Here is a 16,527-nt window from a genome sequence, read left to right on the forward strand (position 1 = left end):
TCCACCAAAGCTGTGGATAACCTTGTGAACAAATACTGGATTAGCTTACCAAACGCCCAGCTCATGCGGTTTCTCTACAGATCGGGCATTTTTTGCTCAGCAAATATATTCCTTTAAATTCAATAAGTTATATAAATCAAAGGTTTTTTTAAAGCGCTGTAAAATTGCTAAAGAAGAATCTTTCCGCATTTGTGCATAACCGTAACAGTCAATGCAGATCTTCCTCATTTTCAGACCGGAGAGTCGCTTTTTGGTTCTGTTTATGACCTGCAGAAACGACAACGCCCCGTCGAAACGGGGCGTTGGTCAAGCGAGTATGAATTACTCGGCTTTATCAGCCTCAGGAGCTGCCTCAGCCGGTGCATCTGCAGCCGCTTTCGGATCTTTGATCGCGATCAGTTCCAGATCGAATACCAATACCGAATTCGCTGGAATGGCCGGGCTTGGGCTTTGCGCGCCGTAAGCAAGATCGCTAGGGATGTACAGTTTGACCTTCTCGCCAACGTGCATCAATTGCAAACCTTCAACCCAACCAGGGATTACGCCGTTAACGGGCAGATCAATCGGGCTACCCCGCTCAATCGAGCTGTCGAAAACAGTGCCGTCAGTCAGCTTGCCTTCGTAGTGAACGGTGACGATATCGGTTGGCTTCGGCTGGGCACCGTCAGACTTCTTGATAACTTCGTACTGCAGACCAGAGTCAGTAGTCACGACGCCGTCGCGCTTGCCGTTCTCGTCGAGGAATTTCTTACCGGCTGCTTTAGACTCATCGCTGAGCTTCGCCAGGCGCTCTTCGGAACGCTTTTGCAGTGAGGCAAATGCCTTGACCAACTCGTCATCTTTCAGACGCGGCTCTTTCTTGCCGATTGCGTCTTCAATGCCTTGGGCTACTGCTTTCGAATCAAGATCGTCCATACCTTCTTGAGCCAGGCTTCTGCCCATGTTCAGGCCGATGCCGTAAGAAGCTTTTTGCGCTGGGGTTTTCAGTTCAACGCTGTTGGTTTGCGAATCACAACCAGCGAGCACCAGCCCGACCAGGGCTACCGCAGCTGCTAAACGATGCTGTTTCATGCTTATTCCTTGTTCGGTGCACGCCCTAAGGGCATTCGAGTGAAAGCGCGAGCTTAGCAGGCCACGACGATCACTGGCTACCAGGATAGGAGTAGGAAAATGCCTATAAGTTCAGCTATTTAGCTCGAATTTCGACGAAAACAAACAATATGAGGGCGAACAGAGGAAAAACAATTAGAAGTATTTCAGCGAGGGTATTTGTAGCGAATGAAGCGAGGGGGGAAAAATGGCGCAGCGGACGGGACTCGAACCCGCGACCCCCGGCGTGACAGGCCGGTATTCTAACCAACTGAACTACCGCTGCGCGTAACTTCAAAAAGCGAGTTTGGTGGGTGATGACGGGATCGAACCGCCGACCCTCTGCTTGTAAGGCAGATGCTCTCCCAGCTGAGCTAATCACCCTTCACTCTCGAAGTGGGGCGCATTCTAGAGAGCCAATCGCACCTTGGCAAGCCCCTTTGCTAAATAAATTTTATTTATTTAGCAAAGGCTTAGATATGCTCTGAAAAACTACCGCAACAGGCACTCCTGCGTTAAAACGTTGCCCAAGGGACTGCTTTACCGACGTTACCCTTTCACTTTTTAGATTTGCACTGTCGCCCCCTTCTTTTGCAGTGAATCCATGACTCAGGGTTGGCCTGAGACGATTAGGCGGGAATAATGGCGGCTTTGCGTTAATGGAGAGTCACCCTGCTATGTGGTTTCGTAACCTGCTGGTTTATCGCCTCACCCAAGATGTGCCGTTTGACGCAGATGCGCTTGAAGCTGCATTGGCTGCCAAACCGGCGCGCCCATGTGCTAGTCAGGAACTGACCACTTACGGTTTTGTTGCACCCTTTGGCAAAGGTGCCGACGCGCCATTGGTTCACAGCAGCCAAGGTTTCCTGCTGATTGCCGCACGCAAAGAAGAACGTATCCTGCCTGGCAGCGTTGTCCGCGACGCCGTTAAGGACAAGGTCGATGAGATTGAAGCGGAGCAAATGCGCAAGGTCTACAAGAAGGAACGCGACCAGATTAAAGATGAGATCGTTCAGGCCTTCCTGCCCCGCGCCTTTATTCGCAAGTCTGCAACCTTCGCCGCTATTGCTCCAGCCCAGGGCCTTATTCTGGTTGATGCATCCAGCCCTAAGCGCGCTGAAGACCTGCTATCGACATTGCGTGAAGCGATAGGCTCATTGCCTGTTCGCCCACTGGCAGTCAAAATCGCTCCGACTGCAACCATGACCGACTGGGTCAAAACCCAGAAAAGTGCCGACGACTTCTATGTACTGGATGAGTGCGAACTGCGCGACACCCATGAAGATGGCGGCGTGGTGCGGGTCAAGCGTCAGGACCTGACCAGCGATGAAATTCAGCTGCACATGGAGTCAGGCAAGCAGGTGACGCAGTTGTCGCTGGCCTGGCAGGAAAAGCTGTCATTCGTTCTCGATGACAAGCTGACAGTTAAACGCCTGCGCTTTGAGGACCTGCTACAAGAGCAAGCGGAACAAGACGGCGGTGACGACAACCTCGGTCAACTCGACGCCAGCTTCACCCTGATGATGTTGACCTTCGTTGAGTTCCTGCCCGCGCTGTTTGAAGCGCTGGGCGGCGAAGACACCCCACAAGGTCTCTAAGGCAACAGATCGCCGGGATGCGTCCAAGGGACCCATCCCAGCGACAGTAATATCCGATTCAGCCAGTCTCCAATGAATAAGAGCGGCCATGCCTCGCGCATCGGCCACCACACCGCCTTTTAATGGATCAACAACATGCGTGCACTAATCAGCCTGAGCCGTTTTGTCGGCAATACCTTTGCCTTGTGGGTACTGTTATTCGCGGTCTTGGCCTTTATGCTGCCAAGCGTATTTTTACCGCTCACCGCCTGGATTGTGCCACTGCTTGGTTTGATTATGTTCGGCATGGGCCTGACCCTGAAAACCGAAGATTTTCGCGAAGTCGCCCGCCGCCCAGTGCGTGTGTTTGCCGGCGTCATCGCTCAATTCGTGATCATGCCGTGCCTGGCATGGTTGCTGTGCAAACTGCTCAGCCTGCCCCCCGAAATCGCAGTCGGGGTGATTTTGGTCGGCTGCTGCCCAGGCGGCACCGCCTCAAATGTCATGACCTGGTTCGCCCGTGGCGATGTCGCGTTGTCGGTGGCGATCACCGCGGTGACCACCCTCCTCGCTCCACTCGTTACCCCTGCCCTGATATGGCTACTCGCCTCGGCTTGGCTGCCGGTGTCCTTTGTAGCGATGTTTGTCTCAATCCTGAAAATGGTTCTGCTGCCGATAATTCTCGGCATTGTTGTCCAGCGGCTGCTCGGTGACCGGGTCAAACTGGCGGTGGATGTCCTACCGCTGATTTCGGTGGTCAGCATTGTGGCGATTGTGGCTGCAGTGGTAGCCGCCAGCCAGGCCAAAATAGCCGAGTCTGGCTTGCTGATCATGGCGGTGGTGATCCTGCACAACGGTATCGGCTTGGCGCTTGGTTACCTTGCCGGACGCATGATGGGCATGCCTTTGGCCCAACGCAAAACCATGTCGATTGAAGTGGGCATGCAAAACTCCGGACTCGGTGCTGCACTGGCCAGCGCACATTTTTCACCCCTGGCAGCGGTGCCGAGCGCGCTGTTCAGCGTGTGGCACAATCTGTCCGGTCCTCTGGTCGCCAGTATTTATCGACGCATGAAAGACGACGCGCCTGACAAAGGCCAGTAATCTGGCAACATTTGGATATTGCGGCGATTTGCCTCGCCGCACTGTCTGGGTAAACTGGGTTAGACTATCTGGCTATTGAGGACGACCTCAAACCAAATGCCTATTGTTCGGGGACGGCCCCAGCGACGCTTATTAATCGTCTGGAGGTTTCTATGTCTTGGATCATTCTGTTTTTCGCCGGTTTATTCGAAGTTGGCTGGGCTGTCGGCCTGAAATACACCGATGGCTTTACCCGCCCACTGCCTACCGCACTCACCATCGGCGCCATGGCTATAAGCCTTGCGCTACTTGGCATGGCAATGAAAGACCTGCCGCTCGGCACCGCCTATGCGATCTGGACCGGGATCGGCGCTATCGGCACAGTGGTGGCCGGCATTATTCTGTTCGGTGAATCCATGGCCCCGATGCGCTTAATCAGCGTAGCCTTGATCGTCTGCGGCTTGCTCGGTTTAAAACTCAGCAACTAGGTCCGCCCCTGCTGCCAGCGCTCCGACACCCGTCGCGCTGGCAGCCCTTTTTAGCTTTAGCGAATATCGCCTCGTAGCCCGGCAACTTGCTCCTGCAAGTAAGCGCGGCGAGCCTCATCCGCAGCAATCGGCTCACCGGCAACCAGACACACACGCGACCACAAGCGCCGCAGCAGCCGCTTGCTCGGATCACGACTGAAAAAGCTGCCCCACAAACCTTGCAACGCCATCGGAATCACCGGCACCGGGGTTTGCTCTAGTATGTGCTCGACACCGGCCTTGAACTCATTCATCTCACCGTCGGTGGTGAGCTTGCCTTCAGGAAAGATGCACACCACCTCGCCATTACGCAGGTATTGGGCAATCTGCTTAAACGCGGCGTCGTAGATCAGCAGGTCTTCACCTCGCCCGGCAATCGGCACAGTACCCGCCGTGCGGAATATAAAGTTCAGCACCGGCAGGTTGTAGATTTTGTAGTACATCACGAAGCGCACGGGCCGGCGGATAGCGCCACCAACCAATAAGGCGTCAACAAAGGACACATGATTGCAGACCAGCAAAGCCGCGCCTTCGTCCGGAATCACCTGCAGATTCTTGTGCTCAACCCGGTACATGGAATGACTGAGCAGCCAGATCATGAAGCGCATGCTGAACTCAGGAACAATCTTGAAGATGTAACTGTTGACCGCAATGTTCATCAGCGAAATGACCAAAAACAACTGCGGGATCGACAGCTTGGCCAAGGTCAGAAACGCAATGGAGACAATCGCCGAAATCACCATAAACAGCGCATTGAGAATATTGTTGGCGGCGATCACCCGCGCCCGCTCGCTTTCAACACTGCGCGACTGAATCAGCGCATACAGCGGCACAATATAAAACCCGCCGAAAAGGCCAATACCCATGATCGAACCCATGATCGCCCAGGCTTGAGCGTGGCTCATCACGCCGAGCCAATCATGGGGCTGTGCGCCTTGCGGGAAGTCGCCCGAGACCCACCAGAGCAGAATGCCGAATAGGGTCAGGCCAATTGAGCCGAAGGGCACCAGACCGATCTCAACCTTCTCACCCGACATTTTCTCGCAGAGCATCGAGCCCAAGCCAATGCCCAGTGAAAACACCGTGAGAATCAGGGTAACCACGCTTTCATCGCCGTACAGCCAGTTTTTCGCGTAGGCCGGAATTTGCGTCAGGTACACCGCGCCGAGAAACCAGAACCAAGAGTTACCCAGCAGTGAGCGAGATACGGCGGGGGTTTGGCCCAGGCCGATTTTCATCGTAGCCCAGGACTGACGGAAGATATTCCAGTCCATCTTCAAGTCAGGCAAGGCTGCCGGACCTTTAGGAATCTTGCAGCTGGTCAAATAGCCGAGTACTGCAACAGTCACCACTGAGCCTGCAACAATGCTCGAGTAGCTGCTGCTTGCCATGATTACACCGGCGCCGATGGTACCCGCCAAGATGGCCAGAAAGGTGCCCATCTCAACCAGCGCGTTACCGCCAATCAGTTCACGCTCCTGCAAGTGCTGCGGCAGAATCGAGTACTTGACCGGACCAAATAGCGCGGACTGCGTGCCCATCGCAAACAGCACCAGCAACATCAACGGCAAACTGCCCACAAGCACTCCGGCGGCGCCAGCGAGCATGATGATGATTTCAGCAAACTTGATTTTGCGGATCAGCCAGTCTTTATCGAATTTCTCACCGAATTGTCCACCCAATGCAGAAAACAGAAAAAACGGCAGAATGAACAGCAGCGCGCACAGGTTGACCAGTAAATCGCGGTCAGCGCTGACAGTGAGTTTGAAGAGAATGGCCAGAATCAACGACTGCTTGAAGATATTGTCGTTAAAAGCGCCGAGCAACTGAGTCAAAAAAAACGGCAAGAACCGCTTAGTGCCGAGCAACGCAAACTGCGATTGTTGGGTCATCGTCCATGTACCTGTTGCGGATTCGTTATGCATTTGACTGCAAGACATCCGTCGAAAGCCACACCCAAAACTGTTATTTGCAGACGATTAATAAAAAAACTCAGCCTGATCGGGTCGATGCCGTCTTTTTCAACCCCAGCTGCGGCCATGGATATTCGCACTGCCCATGCCCGGCAAGGGGAACCTGTTCTAAATCGGCAACTGCCCCATTGCCCATCGCAACAGGAAAAATACCAACAGGCCACCGCCGATAGTCGCCAGAAGATGCCGGGTCAAGGCGGCGATAGCGATGGTGATCACACCCGCTAGCAGGTAAACATTGCTCAGTGATAACTGCCAATGCTGACCATCAGGCAACAGCATGCCGGGCACCACAATCGCAGTCAGCACCGCAGTCGGCACATAGTGCAGGCCTTGGCGTATCAACGGCGGAAAGCTCAAGTTGGGCATGGCAAACAAGCTGTAACGGATACTGTAGGTAATGACCAACATGCCGAAAATCAGCAACCAATTGTCCATCAGACTAACCCCTCTTCAAGCACCGCATTGCGCCGCTCAAGCAATACACCGACCACAATTCCGCTAAAGGCTGCAGCCATCAAACCCAATTTATAAGGGAGTTCGTGGCAGGCCAGTGCAACCGCCGCCGCCACCAAGGCTGCGGCCACTTGCGGGCTATTGCGCAGCATTGGCACCACGATACCGATAAATGTTGCGAGCATGGCGAAATCCAGCCCCCAATCAGCGAGGTTCGGCACGGTCTGACCAAAGAACAACCCAATCACCGTGCACAGCAGCCAGTTGCTGTACATCGCCAATGACGCGCCAAGAAAATACCAGTGCTTGTTGGATGATTCATCGTCCAGCGCATAACGGTGCTGGACCACCGCAAAGGCTTCATCTGTCAGCCAGAAGGCCAAACTCATGCGCCAGCGCGTCGGCAAGTGGCGGACAAATGGCTGCAAACTGGCGCTGTACAGCGCATGGCGCAGGTTAACCACAAAGGTCGTCAGCAGAATTACGCCAATACCCACACCGCTGCCGAGCAAGCTTATGGCAATAAACTGCGCAGAGCCGGCGAAGACAAACACCGACATCGCCACGGTCTGCCATGGACTCAACCCTGCAGTAGCCGCGAGGCTGCCATAGATAATGCCAAACGGCATGGCGCCCAACAGCATGGGCAGCATGTCGCGAACACCTTGATAAAATTCCTGCACACGGGTCATAACCGATCTCCTTGACCCGCCAGACTAGCGTAACCACCGACGCGCAGCTTGAACGATATTGCTCAGTTAAAAGGTTTGCTAAAAGTGCGATTGCTGCCCGTTTGCCATGCGATACGCCCCGGGGGCAACGCCAAAGACCTGTTTGAATTGGCGACTCAAATGGCTTTGATCAGCAAAGCCCAACTGCATGGCCACTTGCAGCGGCATACACCCCTCTTTAAGCAGGACGCGAGCCTGACTCAACCGCCGCTGCTTTAACCACGCATGGGGCGGCAAGCCAGTTGCCCGGCGAAAGACCCGGGCGAAATGAAAGGGGGACAGGTTTACCGCGGCGGCCAATGCCTCAAGAGATGGCGGCGCAACTAGCTGGCTGCTGAGCAATTCCTTGGCTTGCTCCACCGCACGGGTTTCACGCCCCGGAGCACGAGGCTCGGCGACTTTGGCGTAACGCTGGAACAACAACAAGACGGCTTCACGCCAGACGGTTTGTTGCTGCAATGCATCGGCGCCGCCTTCCAGCAGCCGATGCAGATTGGTAAATGCACTGTGCAGTTGCGGGTCCTGGAGCACGCTAACGGCGAAGCTTGGCAGGCCACCGCCGGCGAGATCAAGTTCGCGCAGCACACCAAGCACCTGCCGGTTATCCGGATAAAAGGCTCGATAGCGCCAGCCATCGTCATGGGCCTTGGAGCCGGTGTGTACTTCATCCGGGTTGATCAGCACCATACTGCCTTGTGGCGCTAAATGGTCACTGCCGCGGTGCCTGAATTGTTGCGCGCCGTTTTGGATAACGGTAAACACAAAGCCTTCATGAACATGGGGAGCAAAACGCTGCTGCACATAGCGCGCATGCAGAAGTTCGACATCAGCCAAGCCATTGGCCTGCCAAAACCGTGTTTGCTCGCGGACCTCACCCATTCCTTCACATTGCGCTGAATCGCGCCTCCAACTGCTGCTTGATGGCGGGCCACTGTTGATCCGTAATGCTGTAGAGCACGGTGTCATCCAATCGCCCATCTGCCAGACGACGATGATTATGCAGAATGCCTTCTCGCTCAGCGCCGATTTTTTCAATCGCCGCTTGCGAGCGTAAGTTACTCGCCGCAGTTTTGAGCTGCACGCGGACCATTCGCCAGCTTTCAAATGCATGGCGCAGCATCAGGTACTTGATCATGCTGTTGAGACCAGTGCCGTGCTGGGCTTGATCCAGCCAGGTCCAACCAATCTCGGTTGCGGGCAACTTGGGCAGAAAATCAGCAAAACGCGTGGTGCCGACCAATTGATCGCTGAGGCGAATGACAAAGGGCAAGGCCCTGCCCTCACGCTGATCGGCAAGACCCTGACGATACCAGTCAAGCCGCTGCGCACCATCCACGTACACCAACTCCCGGCGATTGGCTTCCGCCAGCTCGACGAGCGCAGGAATATCCGCATCAACCATTGGCTCGATGCGCAAGGCACCCCGCTGCAGGGTTACTAATTGCGGCTTGAACATAAGACTCCTCTACGTGCTGATTCAGCAACAAATCAAGCATAACCACTTCACACACCTCAAGCGCTGATTTATCGCCTTGCAAGCTGTCTGCGACCAAGGTCGCAACTGACGTTTGCCGACTTTGCTGCGACACTGTCGGTATGCTCGAAGTACTGCAGCCAACTGCTGCATTGATGTAGCGTGCTGGGTGCTGAAACGCCAAAAATATTATAAACATCGGTTAGCAAAGATAAGACCGAGTTATTTCTACTTAGTTTGCTGTTGGAGTCTGCATGTCGTTGTCTGGCGGGCTGATCGCTGCTGTTGCCCTTACTTACATGGCTGTCCTGTTTGCGATCGCTTTTTATGGCGACAGACGCCGCAAACCCTTGTCGCCGAAAATTCGCGCCTGGGTGTACAGCTTATCATTGACAGTCTACTGCACCAGTTGGACCTTCTTCGGCGCGGTGGGCCAGTCGGCCGAACAACTGTGGTCATTCTTGCCGATTTATATCGGCCCCACCCTGCTGCTGCTGTTCGCACCTTGGGTGCTGCAAAAAATGGTGTTGATCAGCAAGCAGGAAAACATCACCTCCATTGCTGACTTCATTGCCGCGCGCTATGGCAAGTCCCAAGGCCTAGCCATAGCGGTTGCCCTCATCTGCCTGGTCGGCGTGCTGCCCTATATTGCCTTGCAGCTCAAAGGGATTGTGCTCGGGGTAAACCTGTTAGTGGGCTCCGTACCCAACTCCACAGGCACCCGGGCGCAAGACACCGCGCTGATTGTTTCGCTGGTATTGGCCCTGTTCACCATCTTGTTCGGTACGCGCAATTTGGATGCCACCGAGCACCACCGCGGTATGGTGCTGGCCATCGCCTTTGAATCACTGATCAAGCTGCTGGCCTTTCTCTCGGTGGGCGCCTTTGTCACCTTCGGTCTGTTCGACGGTTTTGCCGATGTTTTCACCCAGGCGAAGAACTCCACGGAGCTGACTGACTTCTGGCAAGTAGCAGTCAACTGGCCAGCAATGCTGGTGCAAACCTGTCTGGCGATGATCGCGATTGTTTGCTTGCCACGCCAATTCCACGTCACCGTGGTTGAGAATATTGAGCCTCAGGACATTCGCTTGGCACGCTGGGTATTCCCGGCCTATCTGGTGCTTGCGGCAATGTTCGTGGTGCCGATCGCGCTCGCCGGGCAGATGCTCCTGACACAGGGCGTAACCCCTGACTCATTCGTGATCAGCCTGCCGCTTGCAGAAGCTCATCCCGCGCTGGCAATGCTCGCCTTCATTGGTGGCGCCTCGGCCGCAACCGGCATGGTTATTGTTGCCTCGGTTGCCTTGTCGACTATGATTTCAAATGACATGCTCTTGCCTTGGCTTTTGCACCGCAACAGCACCGAGCGGCCTTACGAGGCATTCCGTCATTGGATGCTGACGGCGCGCCGCGTAAGCATTGTGCTCATTCTATTACTTGCCTATGTCTGCTATCGACTACTGGGGTCTAACGCAAGTCTTGCAACCATTGGCCAGGTGTCATTCGCCGCTATTGGTCAGTTGGCGCCGGCCATGTTTGGCGCTTTAGTGTGGAAACAAGCCAATCGCCGCGGCGTGTTCGCCGGGCTTCTGGTTGGCGCTATCATTTGGTTCTACACCTTGGTCATCCCGCTGATCATTGGCAGTCTGGGCTGGTCGCTGGAGCGCGTTCCCGGCCTGCACACTTTACTCTACGCACCTATTGGCTTCGAAGTTGATGCATTGACCCGTGGCGTGGTGTTGTCGCTGGCCGGCAATATGTTGCTATTCGCGTGGGTCTCGTACTTCTCTCGAACCCGGGTATCCGAACATTGGCAAGCCGGTCGCTTTATTGGCCATGACCTGGGCAGCAAACTCGGTGCGCGCAATAGCCTCGCCGTGCAGGTGAACGATCTCCTGCTGTTGGCCAGCCGCTTTGTTGGCGAAGAGCGTGCCAAGCAAAGCTTTATGCGCTTTGCGGCACGCCAGGAACTGGAGTTCAACCCCAACCACCAAGCCAACAGTGAATGGATCGCTCACACCGAGCGCTTGTTGGCCGGTGTACTCGGCGCCTCATCCACCCGTGCGGTGGTTAAAGCGGCCATTGAAGGCCGAGACATGCAGGTTGAAGATGTGGTGCGCATCGTCGATGAAGCCTCTGAGGTGCTGCAGTTCAACCGTGCCTTGCTGCAGGGCGCGATTGAAAACATTACTCAAGGCATCAGCGTAGTCGATCAATCATTACGGCTGGTGGCGTGGAATCACCGTTATATCGAGCTGTTCGAATACCCAGAGGATTTGATTTCCGTTGGCCGGCCCATCGCCGATATTATCCGCTACAACGCGGAGCGTGGCCTATTCCGCGAAGGCGGCATCGAAGCCAACGTCAGCAAACGCTTGTACTGGATGCGCCAAGGCGCGCCGCACACCTCTGAGCGCATGTTCCCCAACGGCCGGGTGATCGAGTTGATCGGCAATCCAATGCCGGGCGGCGGCTTTGTCATGAGTTTCACTGACATTACCGAATTCCGCGAAGCCGAGCAGGCTCTTAAAGAAGCTAACGAAGGCCTCGAACAACGGGTCAGCGAACGCACCCATGAATTGTCGCAACTCAATGTTGCGCTGACTGATGCAAAAGGCAACGCCGAGTCTGCCAATCAGTCTAAAACCCGCTTCCTCGCGGCGGTGAGTCATGACTTGATGCAACCCCTGAATGCCGCACGTTTGTTTTCCGCTGCACTGTCCCATCAAGATGAGGCGCTGCCTCAAGAAGCGCAGGAACTGGTACGTCATCTCGACACCTCATTGCGCTCTGCAGAAGAGTTGATCACCGACCTGCTGGACATCTCGCGCCTGGAAAGCGGCCGCATTACGCCGGACTGCAACCCATTCCCGCTCAGCAGCCTGTTCGACACCCTGGGCGCCGAATTCAAGGTGCTCGCCGCCGAGCAAGGCATCGATTTCCGCTTGCGCGGCAGTCGTCAGCGCATCGACAGCGACATCCGCTTGTTACGCCGGGTGCTGCAGAACTTCCTGACCAACGCCTTCCGATACGCACAAGGGCCGGTGATTCTCGGCGTGCGCCATATCCCGGGCCATTTACGCCTTGAGGTCTGGGACCGTGGCCCCGGTATTCCCGAGAACAAACGCAAAGAGATATTCGAAGAGTTCAAACGCCTGGACAGCCACCAAACCCGTGCCGAAAAAGGTTTGGGCTTGGGCTTGGCGATTGCCGACGGCTTGTGTCGGGTACTTAACCATTCGCTTGAAGTGCGCTCCTGGCCCGGCAAAGGCAGCGTATTCAGCGTCACCGTTCCACTGGCGCGGACACCGCTGCACAAACCCGCAGCCAATGGGGCTGAACCGAACAATGCATTGCTGCCAGGCTCCCACGTGCTGTGCATCGATAACGAAGACAGCATTCTGGTGGGCATGCACAGCTTGTTGTCACGTTGGGGCTGTCAGGTTTGGACGGCACGCAACCGTCTGGAGTGTGAGCACTTGCTGAGCGAAGATGTGCATCCGCAGTTGGCGCTGGTCGACTTTCACCTCGATGAAGGCGACACCGGCACTGAATTGATGGCCTGGCTTCGTACCCGACTCGGCGAGCCAGTACCCGGCGTGGTGATTAGCGCAGATGGTCGCCCTGAGTTGATTGCCGCCGTCCACGCTGCGGGGCTTGATTACCTGTCGAAGCCGGTCAAACCTGCGGCATTACGTGCGTTGCTGAGCAGGCATTTGACCTTGCGTTAAGCGGTGGCAAGAAGCTGAATATCAGCCGCTAAATAGGGTGGATGAAAGCGTTATCCACCAACACATAGCACTTGGCATTGGACTAAGCATCATCATCAAAAGGCAACTGCGCCGCCTGCTCGAGCAGATCGGCAGGCAGGCTCTTGCTGGCCCGCGCACCGAGCAGCTTCAGGTTTTCGACGCGACTGATAATATTGCCGCGGCCGTCGCACAGCTTATTACGCGCCGACGCATAGGCTTTATCTAGCTGTTGCAGGCGCGCGCCGACTTCGTCAAGGTCTTGAACAAAGGCAAAGAATTTGTCGTACAGCGCGCCAGCACGCTCGGCAATCTCCCGGGCATTTTGGCCTTGACGCTCCTGACGCCAGAGGCTGTCCGTGACCCGCAATGTGGCCAGCAAAGTGGTTGGGCTGACGATCACGATATTCTGCTCAAAGGCCTCCTGAAACAGCCCAGGCTCGGCCTGCAGCGCAGCGGCAAATGCCGCTTCAATCGGCACGAACAGCAATACAAAGTCGAGGCTGTGCAAGCCTTCAAGACGCTGATAATCCTTCAACGACAGGCCTTTTAGGTGGCTGCGCAGCGACTGCACATGCTGTTTTAGCGCCTGCTGTCGCGTCGCGTCATCTTCCGCCGCAACATACTGCTGATAGGCGGTCAGGCTGACTTTGGCATCCACCACCACTTGCTTGTCGCCGGGCAGTTGAATCAATACGTCGGGTTGAAAACGCTCACCTTCGGCACTCTTGAGGCTGACCTGGGTTTGATACTCACGACCCTTTTCCAAACCAGCATGCTCAAGTACCCGCTCAAGAATCAACTCACCCCAGTTGCCTTGCGTCTTCTGGCCTTTCAATGCGCGGGTCAGATTGGTGGCTTCATCACCCAGGCGCTGATTAAGCTGCTGCAAGCGCTCCAGCTCTTTGCCTAAAGAAAAGCGCTCTCGCGCCTCCTGCTGGTAGCTTTCTTCGACTCGCTTCTCGAACGACTGAATCCGCTCTTTCAATGGGTCAAGCAATTGCCCAAGGCGCTGCTGGCTGGTTTGCGCAAAACGCTGTTCGCGCTCGTCAAAAATCTTGCCGGCCAACTCGGCAAATTGTGCGCGCAACTCATCCCGCGAGCCTTGCAAGTCGCTCAGACGCTGCTGGTGGTGATCTTGTTGGTCGCGTAGTTCGGCGGCAAGCCCTGCCCGCTCTGAACCTAAACGGCGAAGTTCTGCTTCTTGCTGTTCACGCTGTTGCTGCGAGTCACGCGCCGCTTCACGGGAAATCTCTTGCTCGTGATGCAACAACTCCGCCTCACGGCGCATTGCGGCGAGTTCGGCTTGCTGGTCGGCCTTGATCTCGGCGATCTCGGAGATTTCTTCCCGGCACGCATCGAGCTGAGCACTCATACCTGTTAGCCCCAGTTGCGCACTGCTCAAACGCTCCTGCAACAAACTGCACTCAAAGCCCAAAGCTGCACTGCGACGTTGCAACACCAGCGACAGGGCCAATAAGGGTATGCCTGCTCCGGCGAGACCGATAAACAAGCTGGGTAGATCGACTGGCATACGCGACTCCGCATCAACATTACTGGAAGTATACCCAGTAGTTTGCCGATACGTCAGGCAGTCAATGCCTTAATAAAGGATTTGCATGTTGCCTAAGCAGAGTGGTTTGTAACGATCAACGAGCGCCAACTGCGAAAGGCGAGCGATTTGCGGCTTGAGCATAGAAGGCGAACATTGTGTTGGTTCGCCTTTAAAGCCTCAAAGAGACTTAAGCAGGGCTTTGGCTTCTTGCGAGCCGTGTGCAGCAGCTTGTTCAAGCCATTGATGGGCCTGACGGGGCTCATTGACGCGCGGCTTGAGGTAATGACGGCCCAACTCGAGTTGAGCGCAGCTATCGCCTGCACGGGCGGCCAAACGCAACATCTCGAGGCCCATACGGCGATCGCGGGTATTCCCGCAATCACGGCACAGCATTTGCCCCAAACGGCTCTGCGCGGCAACCACGCCTTCGCGTGCAGGCTGCTTAAGGAGTTGGCCTGCCAAGCGTTTAACCGAAGGCGCATGACCCAAGCGAGGGCTATCGAGCAGCCACAGCGCGACGCGCATGGGTAACTTGGTGCTGATGGAGACAGGTGCTGCTTGGGTACGGGGCAATACGCGAGGCATAAATAACGGCGTTAGGGTGGAAAGGCGCGCCACTCTACTCTCTTTTTTTCAGAGGTAAACCCCCAATCAGACTAATGTGACAAACGCGTGTAACGGTCGCGCAGACAATCCACAGAACCTGTGGATAACTCGGTGGACAAGATGGGAGCAATGGCCGTAAACGCCTGTAGTTTGGGGCCTGCGCTTAAACTGACGATTTTTTCACCAGCTAAAAAAAATGATATTTTTCATTGACTTAAAAAATCTCTATGAATAATCAATGATTTACGGCCCGCATTGAAACCAGCTTGCTAAGGCGCGTTAAAATTGTGCACAAGTCAATTTACCGTAGGTCAGAAATGCCCTAATTGGGCGCATATTTGCCATGTCTAAATCACTTGCCACAGGTGTCAAAGTCTTGACCCTAAAGCGCAACCCCAGCAACCAAGCGATCTCCAGCCAGACCAAAAGTTCAGCGTCAATAAACCTGCGACAAATTCGCACACTGTTATTTACTTTTGCCTGTTTGGCCAATTCGCAGCTAGTTAACCGGTCGATCAGCTTCTAGGCAGGCAAAGGTAAGCGCCCGTCTTGCTGAAATTCGTCCAGTTTGAACAGTTGTGGCGCGTCTGCTGAATGGGGATTTTTGAATGCGACGTACGCGGCTGTGGTCTCACAGAACCAGGCAGTCAAATTGCTTGGGCGCTTGTCTGCCAGCGCCTGAGGAGCAAATAGCGCAACATTGATTCCCGCTTGTCTGCAGCGCGCGGAACGATATTCAAACGCCTCAACCGCCTCCGCTCGCATTGCCGTTCCAAGAACTTGGGTTTGCTGGTATCGACCGGGGTGCATCAGGTCTGCGCGATACTCATCAAAGGGCGGTTTTTGCAGCGCAATGCCGCGCGCCACTTTATAACGCGCCTCAAATGAGCAGTGTTCGGACAAAATTCGACCGCTGGGTGGCGCCACCGACATGCCATCCCAGAGCACAAAGCGATAATAAGCCGCCTCGGCCATCGCGGTTTCAAGCCGTTGGGCTGCATAAAACAGGCTGGGCTCAAAGCGCGAACCGAAGCGTGAGCCCCAGCGCAGCGGCGGATAGCGAAATGGCGTTTTTAATAGATAGTGCAAACCCTGCGCAGACTCCGGCAGGGGTGGCTTACTGGTTTCCAGCAACTCTTCGAGCAGCGCCTGCTCAGCCAAGGTATCAACCAACTGCAGCGTAGCCACTTGCTCCTGACTCTCAACTAAACGAATCAGCCGACCTCGCAGCGGCGTTATCTGCTTGGAGCCCTCACAGGCCTGCCAAATGTCCATAATCAGCGGCGCCTTCCGCTCAGGCTCAAACCTTGCCTCGAATAGCGTCAAGGTATTCCACCACCCGGACCAAGCCTTGTACCTGCCTCATCATGTTCAAGGGCACCCCCGCAAGGTGGCTGTTTTCAGTGCGCAGAAAGTGGCGCATATCTGCTACATCACCGCCAAACAGCGCGAATAAAGCCCTGTAGCCACGAATAAACAACAAGGCCAACTCGCCGGTTTTACTTTGCGGGCTCAAGCCTGTGTCTGCCCAGCGACTGATCGCGCTGCGATGCACACCCACAATATCGGCAAGTTCCTGCTGGGTCAGCCCGAGTTGCTCACGGGTGCTAAGCAACGCTTTAGCCAATATGCTGTCGACATCGCTAACAGGCTGTAGTTTTGCGCTCATGCGAGACTCCTCGACATGTCTATTTGCATCAATAGTAG

General features: G+C 55.2%; 14 protein-coding genes and 2 tRNA genes. 4 read left to right on the forward strand and 12 right to left on the reverse strand.

The features are described 5' to 3' along the window. Nucleotides 1-321: 321 nt before the first annotated feature. The 3 genes from AACY09_RS08215 to AACY09_RS08225 all read right to left on the reverse strand — a co-directional run bounded on the left by AACY09_RS08215 (nucleotide 322) and on the right by AACY09_RS08225 (nucleotide 1,473). On the reverse strand, nucleotides 322-1,071 hold the full coding sequence (locus tag AACY09_RS08215) for an FKBP-type peptidyl-prolyl cis-trans isomerase (RefSeq protein WP_339487212.1): 750 nt from the start codon (nucleotides 1,069-1,071) through the stop codon (nucleotides 322-324). Between the two features lie 227 nt (nucleotides 1,072-1,298). Beyond that, nucleotides 1,299-1,375 (reverse strand) — tRNA-Asp (locus AACY09_RS08220). A 22-nt stretch (nucleotides 1,376-1,397) separates the two neighbouring features. Further along, nucleotides 1,398-1,473: transfer RNA gene (locus tag AACY09_RS08225), tRNA-Val, on the reverse strand. 293 nt (nucleotides 1,474-1,766) lie between these two features. On the opposite strand from AACY09_RS08225, the gene rdgC reads away from it, so the two are divergent. The 3 genes from rdgC (at nucleotide 1,767) to sugE (ending at nucleotide 4,237) form a co-directional block, all read left to right on the forward strand. After that, nucleotides 1,767-2,687 carry a recombination-associated protein RdgC gene (gene rdgC / locus AACY09_RS08230; RefSeq protein WP_339487213.1) on the forward strand — a complete coding sequence of 307 codons (921 nt, stop codon included), beginning with the start codon at nucleotides 1,767-1,769 and terminating at the stop codon, nucleotides 2,685-2,687. Nucleotides 2,688-2,822: 135 nt separating this feature from the next. Further along, nucleotides 2,823-3,770: a bile acid:sodium symporter family protein gene (locus AACY09_RS08235; RefSeq protein ID WP_339487214.1), complete on the forward strand. Its 948-nt coding sequence runs from the start codon at nucleotides 2,823-2,825 to the stop codon at nucleotides 3,768-3,770. A 152-nt stretch (nucleotides 3,771-3,922) separates the two neighbouring features. After that, nucleotides 3,923-4,237, forward strand: a complete 315-nt coding sequence (gene sugE, locus AACY09_RS08240; RefSeq protein WP_339487215.1) for a quaternary ammonium compound efflux SMR transporter SugE — start codon at nucleotides 3,923-3,925, stop codon at nucleotides 4,235-4,237. Between the two features lie 56 nt (nucleotides 4,238-4,293). Here the strand turns inward: sugE and AACY09_RS08245 are convergent, their stop codons facing one another. The 5 genes from AACY09_RS08245 to AACY09_RS08265 all read right to left on the reverse strand — a co-directional run bounded on the left by AACY09_RS08245 (nucleotide 4,294) and on the right by AACY09_RS08265 (nucleotide 8,892). After that, a complete protein-coding gene (locus AACY09_RS08245) occupies nucleotides 4,294-6,168 on the reverse strand; it encodes an MFS transporter (RefSeq protein WP_339487216.1) in 1,875 nt (624 codons plus the stop codon). Nucleotides 6,169-6,357: 189 nt separating this feature from the next. Further along, a complete protein-coding gene (locus tag AACY09_RS08250) occupies nucleotides 6,358-6,687 on the reverse strand; it encodes an AzlD domain-containing protein (RefSeq protein ID WP_339487217.1) in 330 nt (109 codons plus the stop codon). After that, nucleotides 6,687-7,397, reverse strand: coding sequence for an AzlC family ABC transporter permease (locus AACY09_RS08255; protein ID WP_339487218.1), 711 nt, complete (start codon nucleotides 7,395-7,397; stop codon nucleotides 6,687-6,689). The genes AACY09_RS08250 and AACY09_RS08255 overlap by 1 nt, the downstream gene beginning before the upstream one ends. A gap of 78 nt (nucleotides 7,398-7,475) precedes the next feature. Beyond that, complete coding sequence (locus AACY09_RS08260) at nucleotides 7,476-8,315, reverse strand: helix-turn-helix transcriptional regulator (protein ID WP_339487219.1); 840 nt, start codon at nucleotides 8,313-8,315, stop codon at nucleotides 7,476-7,478. Nucleotides 8,316-8,319: 4 nt separating this feature from the next. Then, a complete protein-coding gene (locus tag AACY09_RS08265; protein WP_339487220.1) occupies nucleotides 8,320-8,892 on the reverse strand; it encodes a GNAT family N-acetyltransferase in 573 nt (190 codons plus the stop codon). 272 nt (nucleotides 8,893-9,164) lie between these two features. Between AACY09_RS08265 and AACY09_RS08270 the strand changes: the two genes are divergently transcribed. After that, a complete protein-coding gene (locus AACY09_RS08270) occupies nucleotides 9,165-12,641 on the forward strand; it encodes a hybrid sensor histidine kinase/response regulator (RefSeq protein WP_339487221.1) in 3,477 nt (1,158 codons plus the stop codon). A gap of 82 nt (nucleotides 12,642-12,723) precedes the next feature. Here the strand turns inward: AACY09_RS08270 and rmuC are convergent, their stop codons facing one another. The 4 genes from rmuC to AACY09_RS08290 all read right to left on the reverse strand — a co-directional run bounded on the left by rmuC (nucleotide 12,724) and on the right by AACY09_RS08290 (nucleotide 16,489). Beyond that, nucleotides 12,724-14,079, reverse strand: coding sequence for a DNA recombination protein RmuC (rmuC, locus tag AACY09_RS08275; RefSeq protein WP_339487855.1), 1,356 nt, complete (start codon nucleotides 14,077-14,079; stop codon nucleotides 12,724-12,726). A gap of 312 nt (nucleotides 14,080-14,391) precedes the next feature. Further along, a complete protein-coding gene (locus AACY09_RS08280) occupies nucleotides 14,392-14,799 on the reverse strand; it encodes a tetratricopeptide repeat protein (RefSeq protein ID WP_339487856.1) in 408 nt (135 codons plus the stop codon). A gap of 543 nt (nucleotides 14,800-15,342) precedes the next feature. Further along, nucleotides 15,343-16,095 (reverse strand): RES family NAD+ phosphorylase, encoded by a 753-nt coding sequence (locus AACY09_RS08285; protein WP_339487222.1) that lies wholly within the window; start codon nucleotides 16,093-16,095, stop codon nucleotides 15,343-15,345. A 25-nt stretch (nucleotides 16,096-16,120) separates the two neighbouring features. Next, on the reverse strand, nucleotides 16,121-16,489 hold the full coding sequence (locus tag AACY09_RS08290) for an antitoxin Xre/MbcA/ParS toxin-binding domain-containing protein (protein ID WP_339487223.1): 369 nt from the start codon (nucleotides 16,487-16,489) through the stop codon (nucleotides 16,121-16,123). Nucleotides 16,490-16,527: the final 38 nt, after the last annotated feature.

This window comes from Pseudomonas sp. EL_65y_Pfl2_R95 (genome assembly GCF_963971045.1).
In the GTDB taxonomy this organism is placed as follows: domain Bacteria; phylum Pseudomonadota; class Gammaproteobacteria; order Pseudomonadales; family Pseudomonadaceae; genus Aquipseudomonas.

Bases quoted from the DNA above. Each gene is read 5' to 3' on its own strand.
- AACY09_RS08215 (WP_339487212.1), bottom strand. From the start codon at position 1,071: ATGAAACAGCATCGTTTAGCAGCTGCGGTAGCCCTGGTCGGGCTGGTG.
- rdgC (WP_339487213.1), top strand. From the start codon at position 1,767: ATGTGGTTTCGTAACCTGCTGGTTTATCGCCTCACCCAAGATGTGCCG.
- AACY09_RS08235 (WP_339487214.1), top strand. From the start codon at position 2,823: ATGCGTGCACTAATCAGCCTGAGCCGTTTTGTCGGCAATACCTTTGCC.
- sugE (WP_339487215.1), top strand. From the start codon at position 3,923: ATGTCTTGGATCATTCTGTTTTTCGCCGGTTTATTCGAAGTTGGCTGG.
- AACY09_RS08245 (WP_339487216.1), bottom strand. From the start codon at position 6,168: ATGACCCAACAATCGCAGTTTGCGTTGCTCGGCACTAAGCGGTTCTTG.
- AACY09_RS08250 (WP_339487217.1), bottom strand. From the start codon at position 6,687: ATGGACAATTGGTTGCTGATTTTCGGCATGTTGGTCATTACCTACAGT.
- AACY09_RS08255 (WP_339487218.1), bottom strand. From the start codon at position 7,397: ATGACCCGTGTGCAGGAATTTTATCAAGGTGTTCGCGACATGCTGCCC.
- AACY09_RS08260 (WP_339487219.1), bottom strand. From the start codon at position 8,315: ATGGGTGAGGTCCGCGAGCAAACACGGTTTTGGCAGGCCAATGGCTTG.
- AACY09_RS08265 (WP_339487220.1), bottom strand. From the start codon at position 8,892: ATGTTCAAGCCGCAATTAGTAACCCTGCAGCGGGGTGCCTTGCGCATC.
- AACY09_RS08270 (WP_339487221.1), top strand. From the start codon at position 9,165: ATGTCGTTGTCTGGCGGGCTGATCGCTGCTGTTGCCCTTACTTACATG.
- AACY09_RS08280 (WP_339487856.1), bottom strand. From the start codon at position 14,799: ATGCCTCGCGTATTGCCCCGTACCCAAGCAGCACCTGTCTCCATCAGC.
- AACY09_RS08285 (WP_339487222.1), bottom strand. From the start codon at position 16,095: ATGGACATTTGGCAGGCCTGTGAGGGCTCCAAGCAGATAACGCCGCTG.
- AACY09_RS08290 (WP_339487223.1), bottom strand. From the start codon at position 16,489: ATGAGCGCAAAACTACAGCCTGTTAGCGATGTCGACAGCATATTGGCT.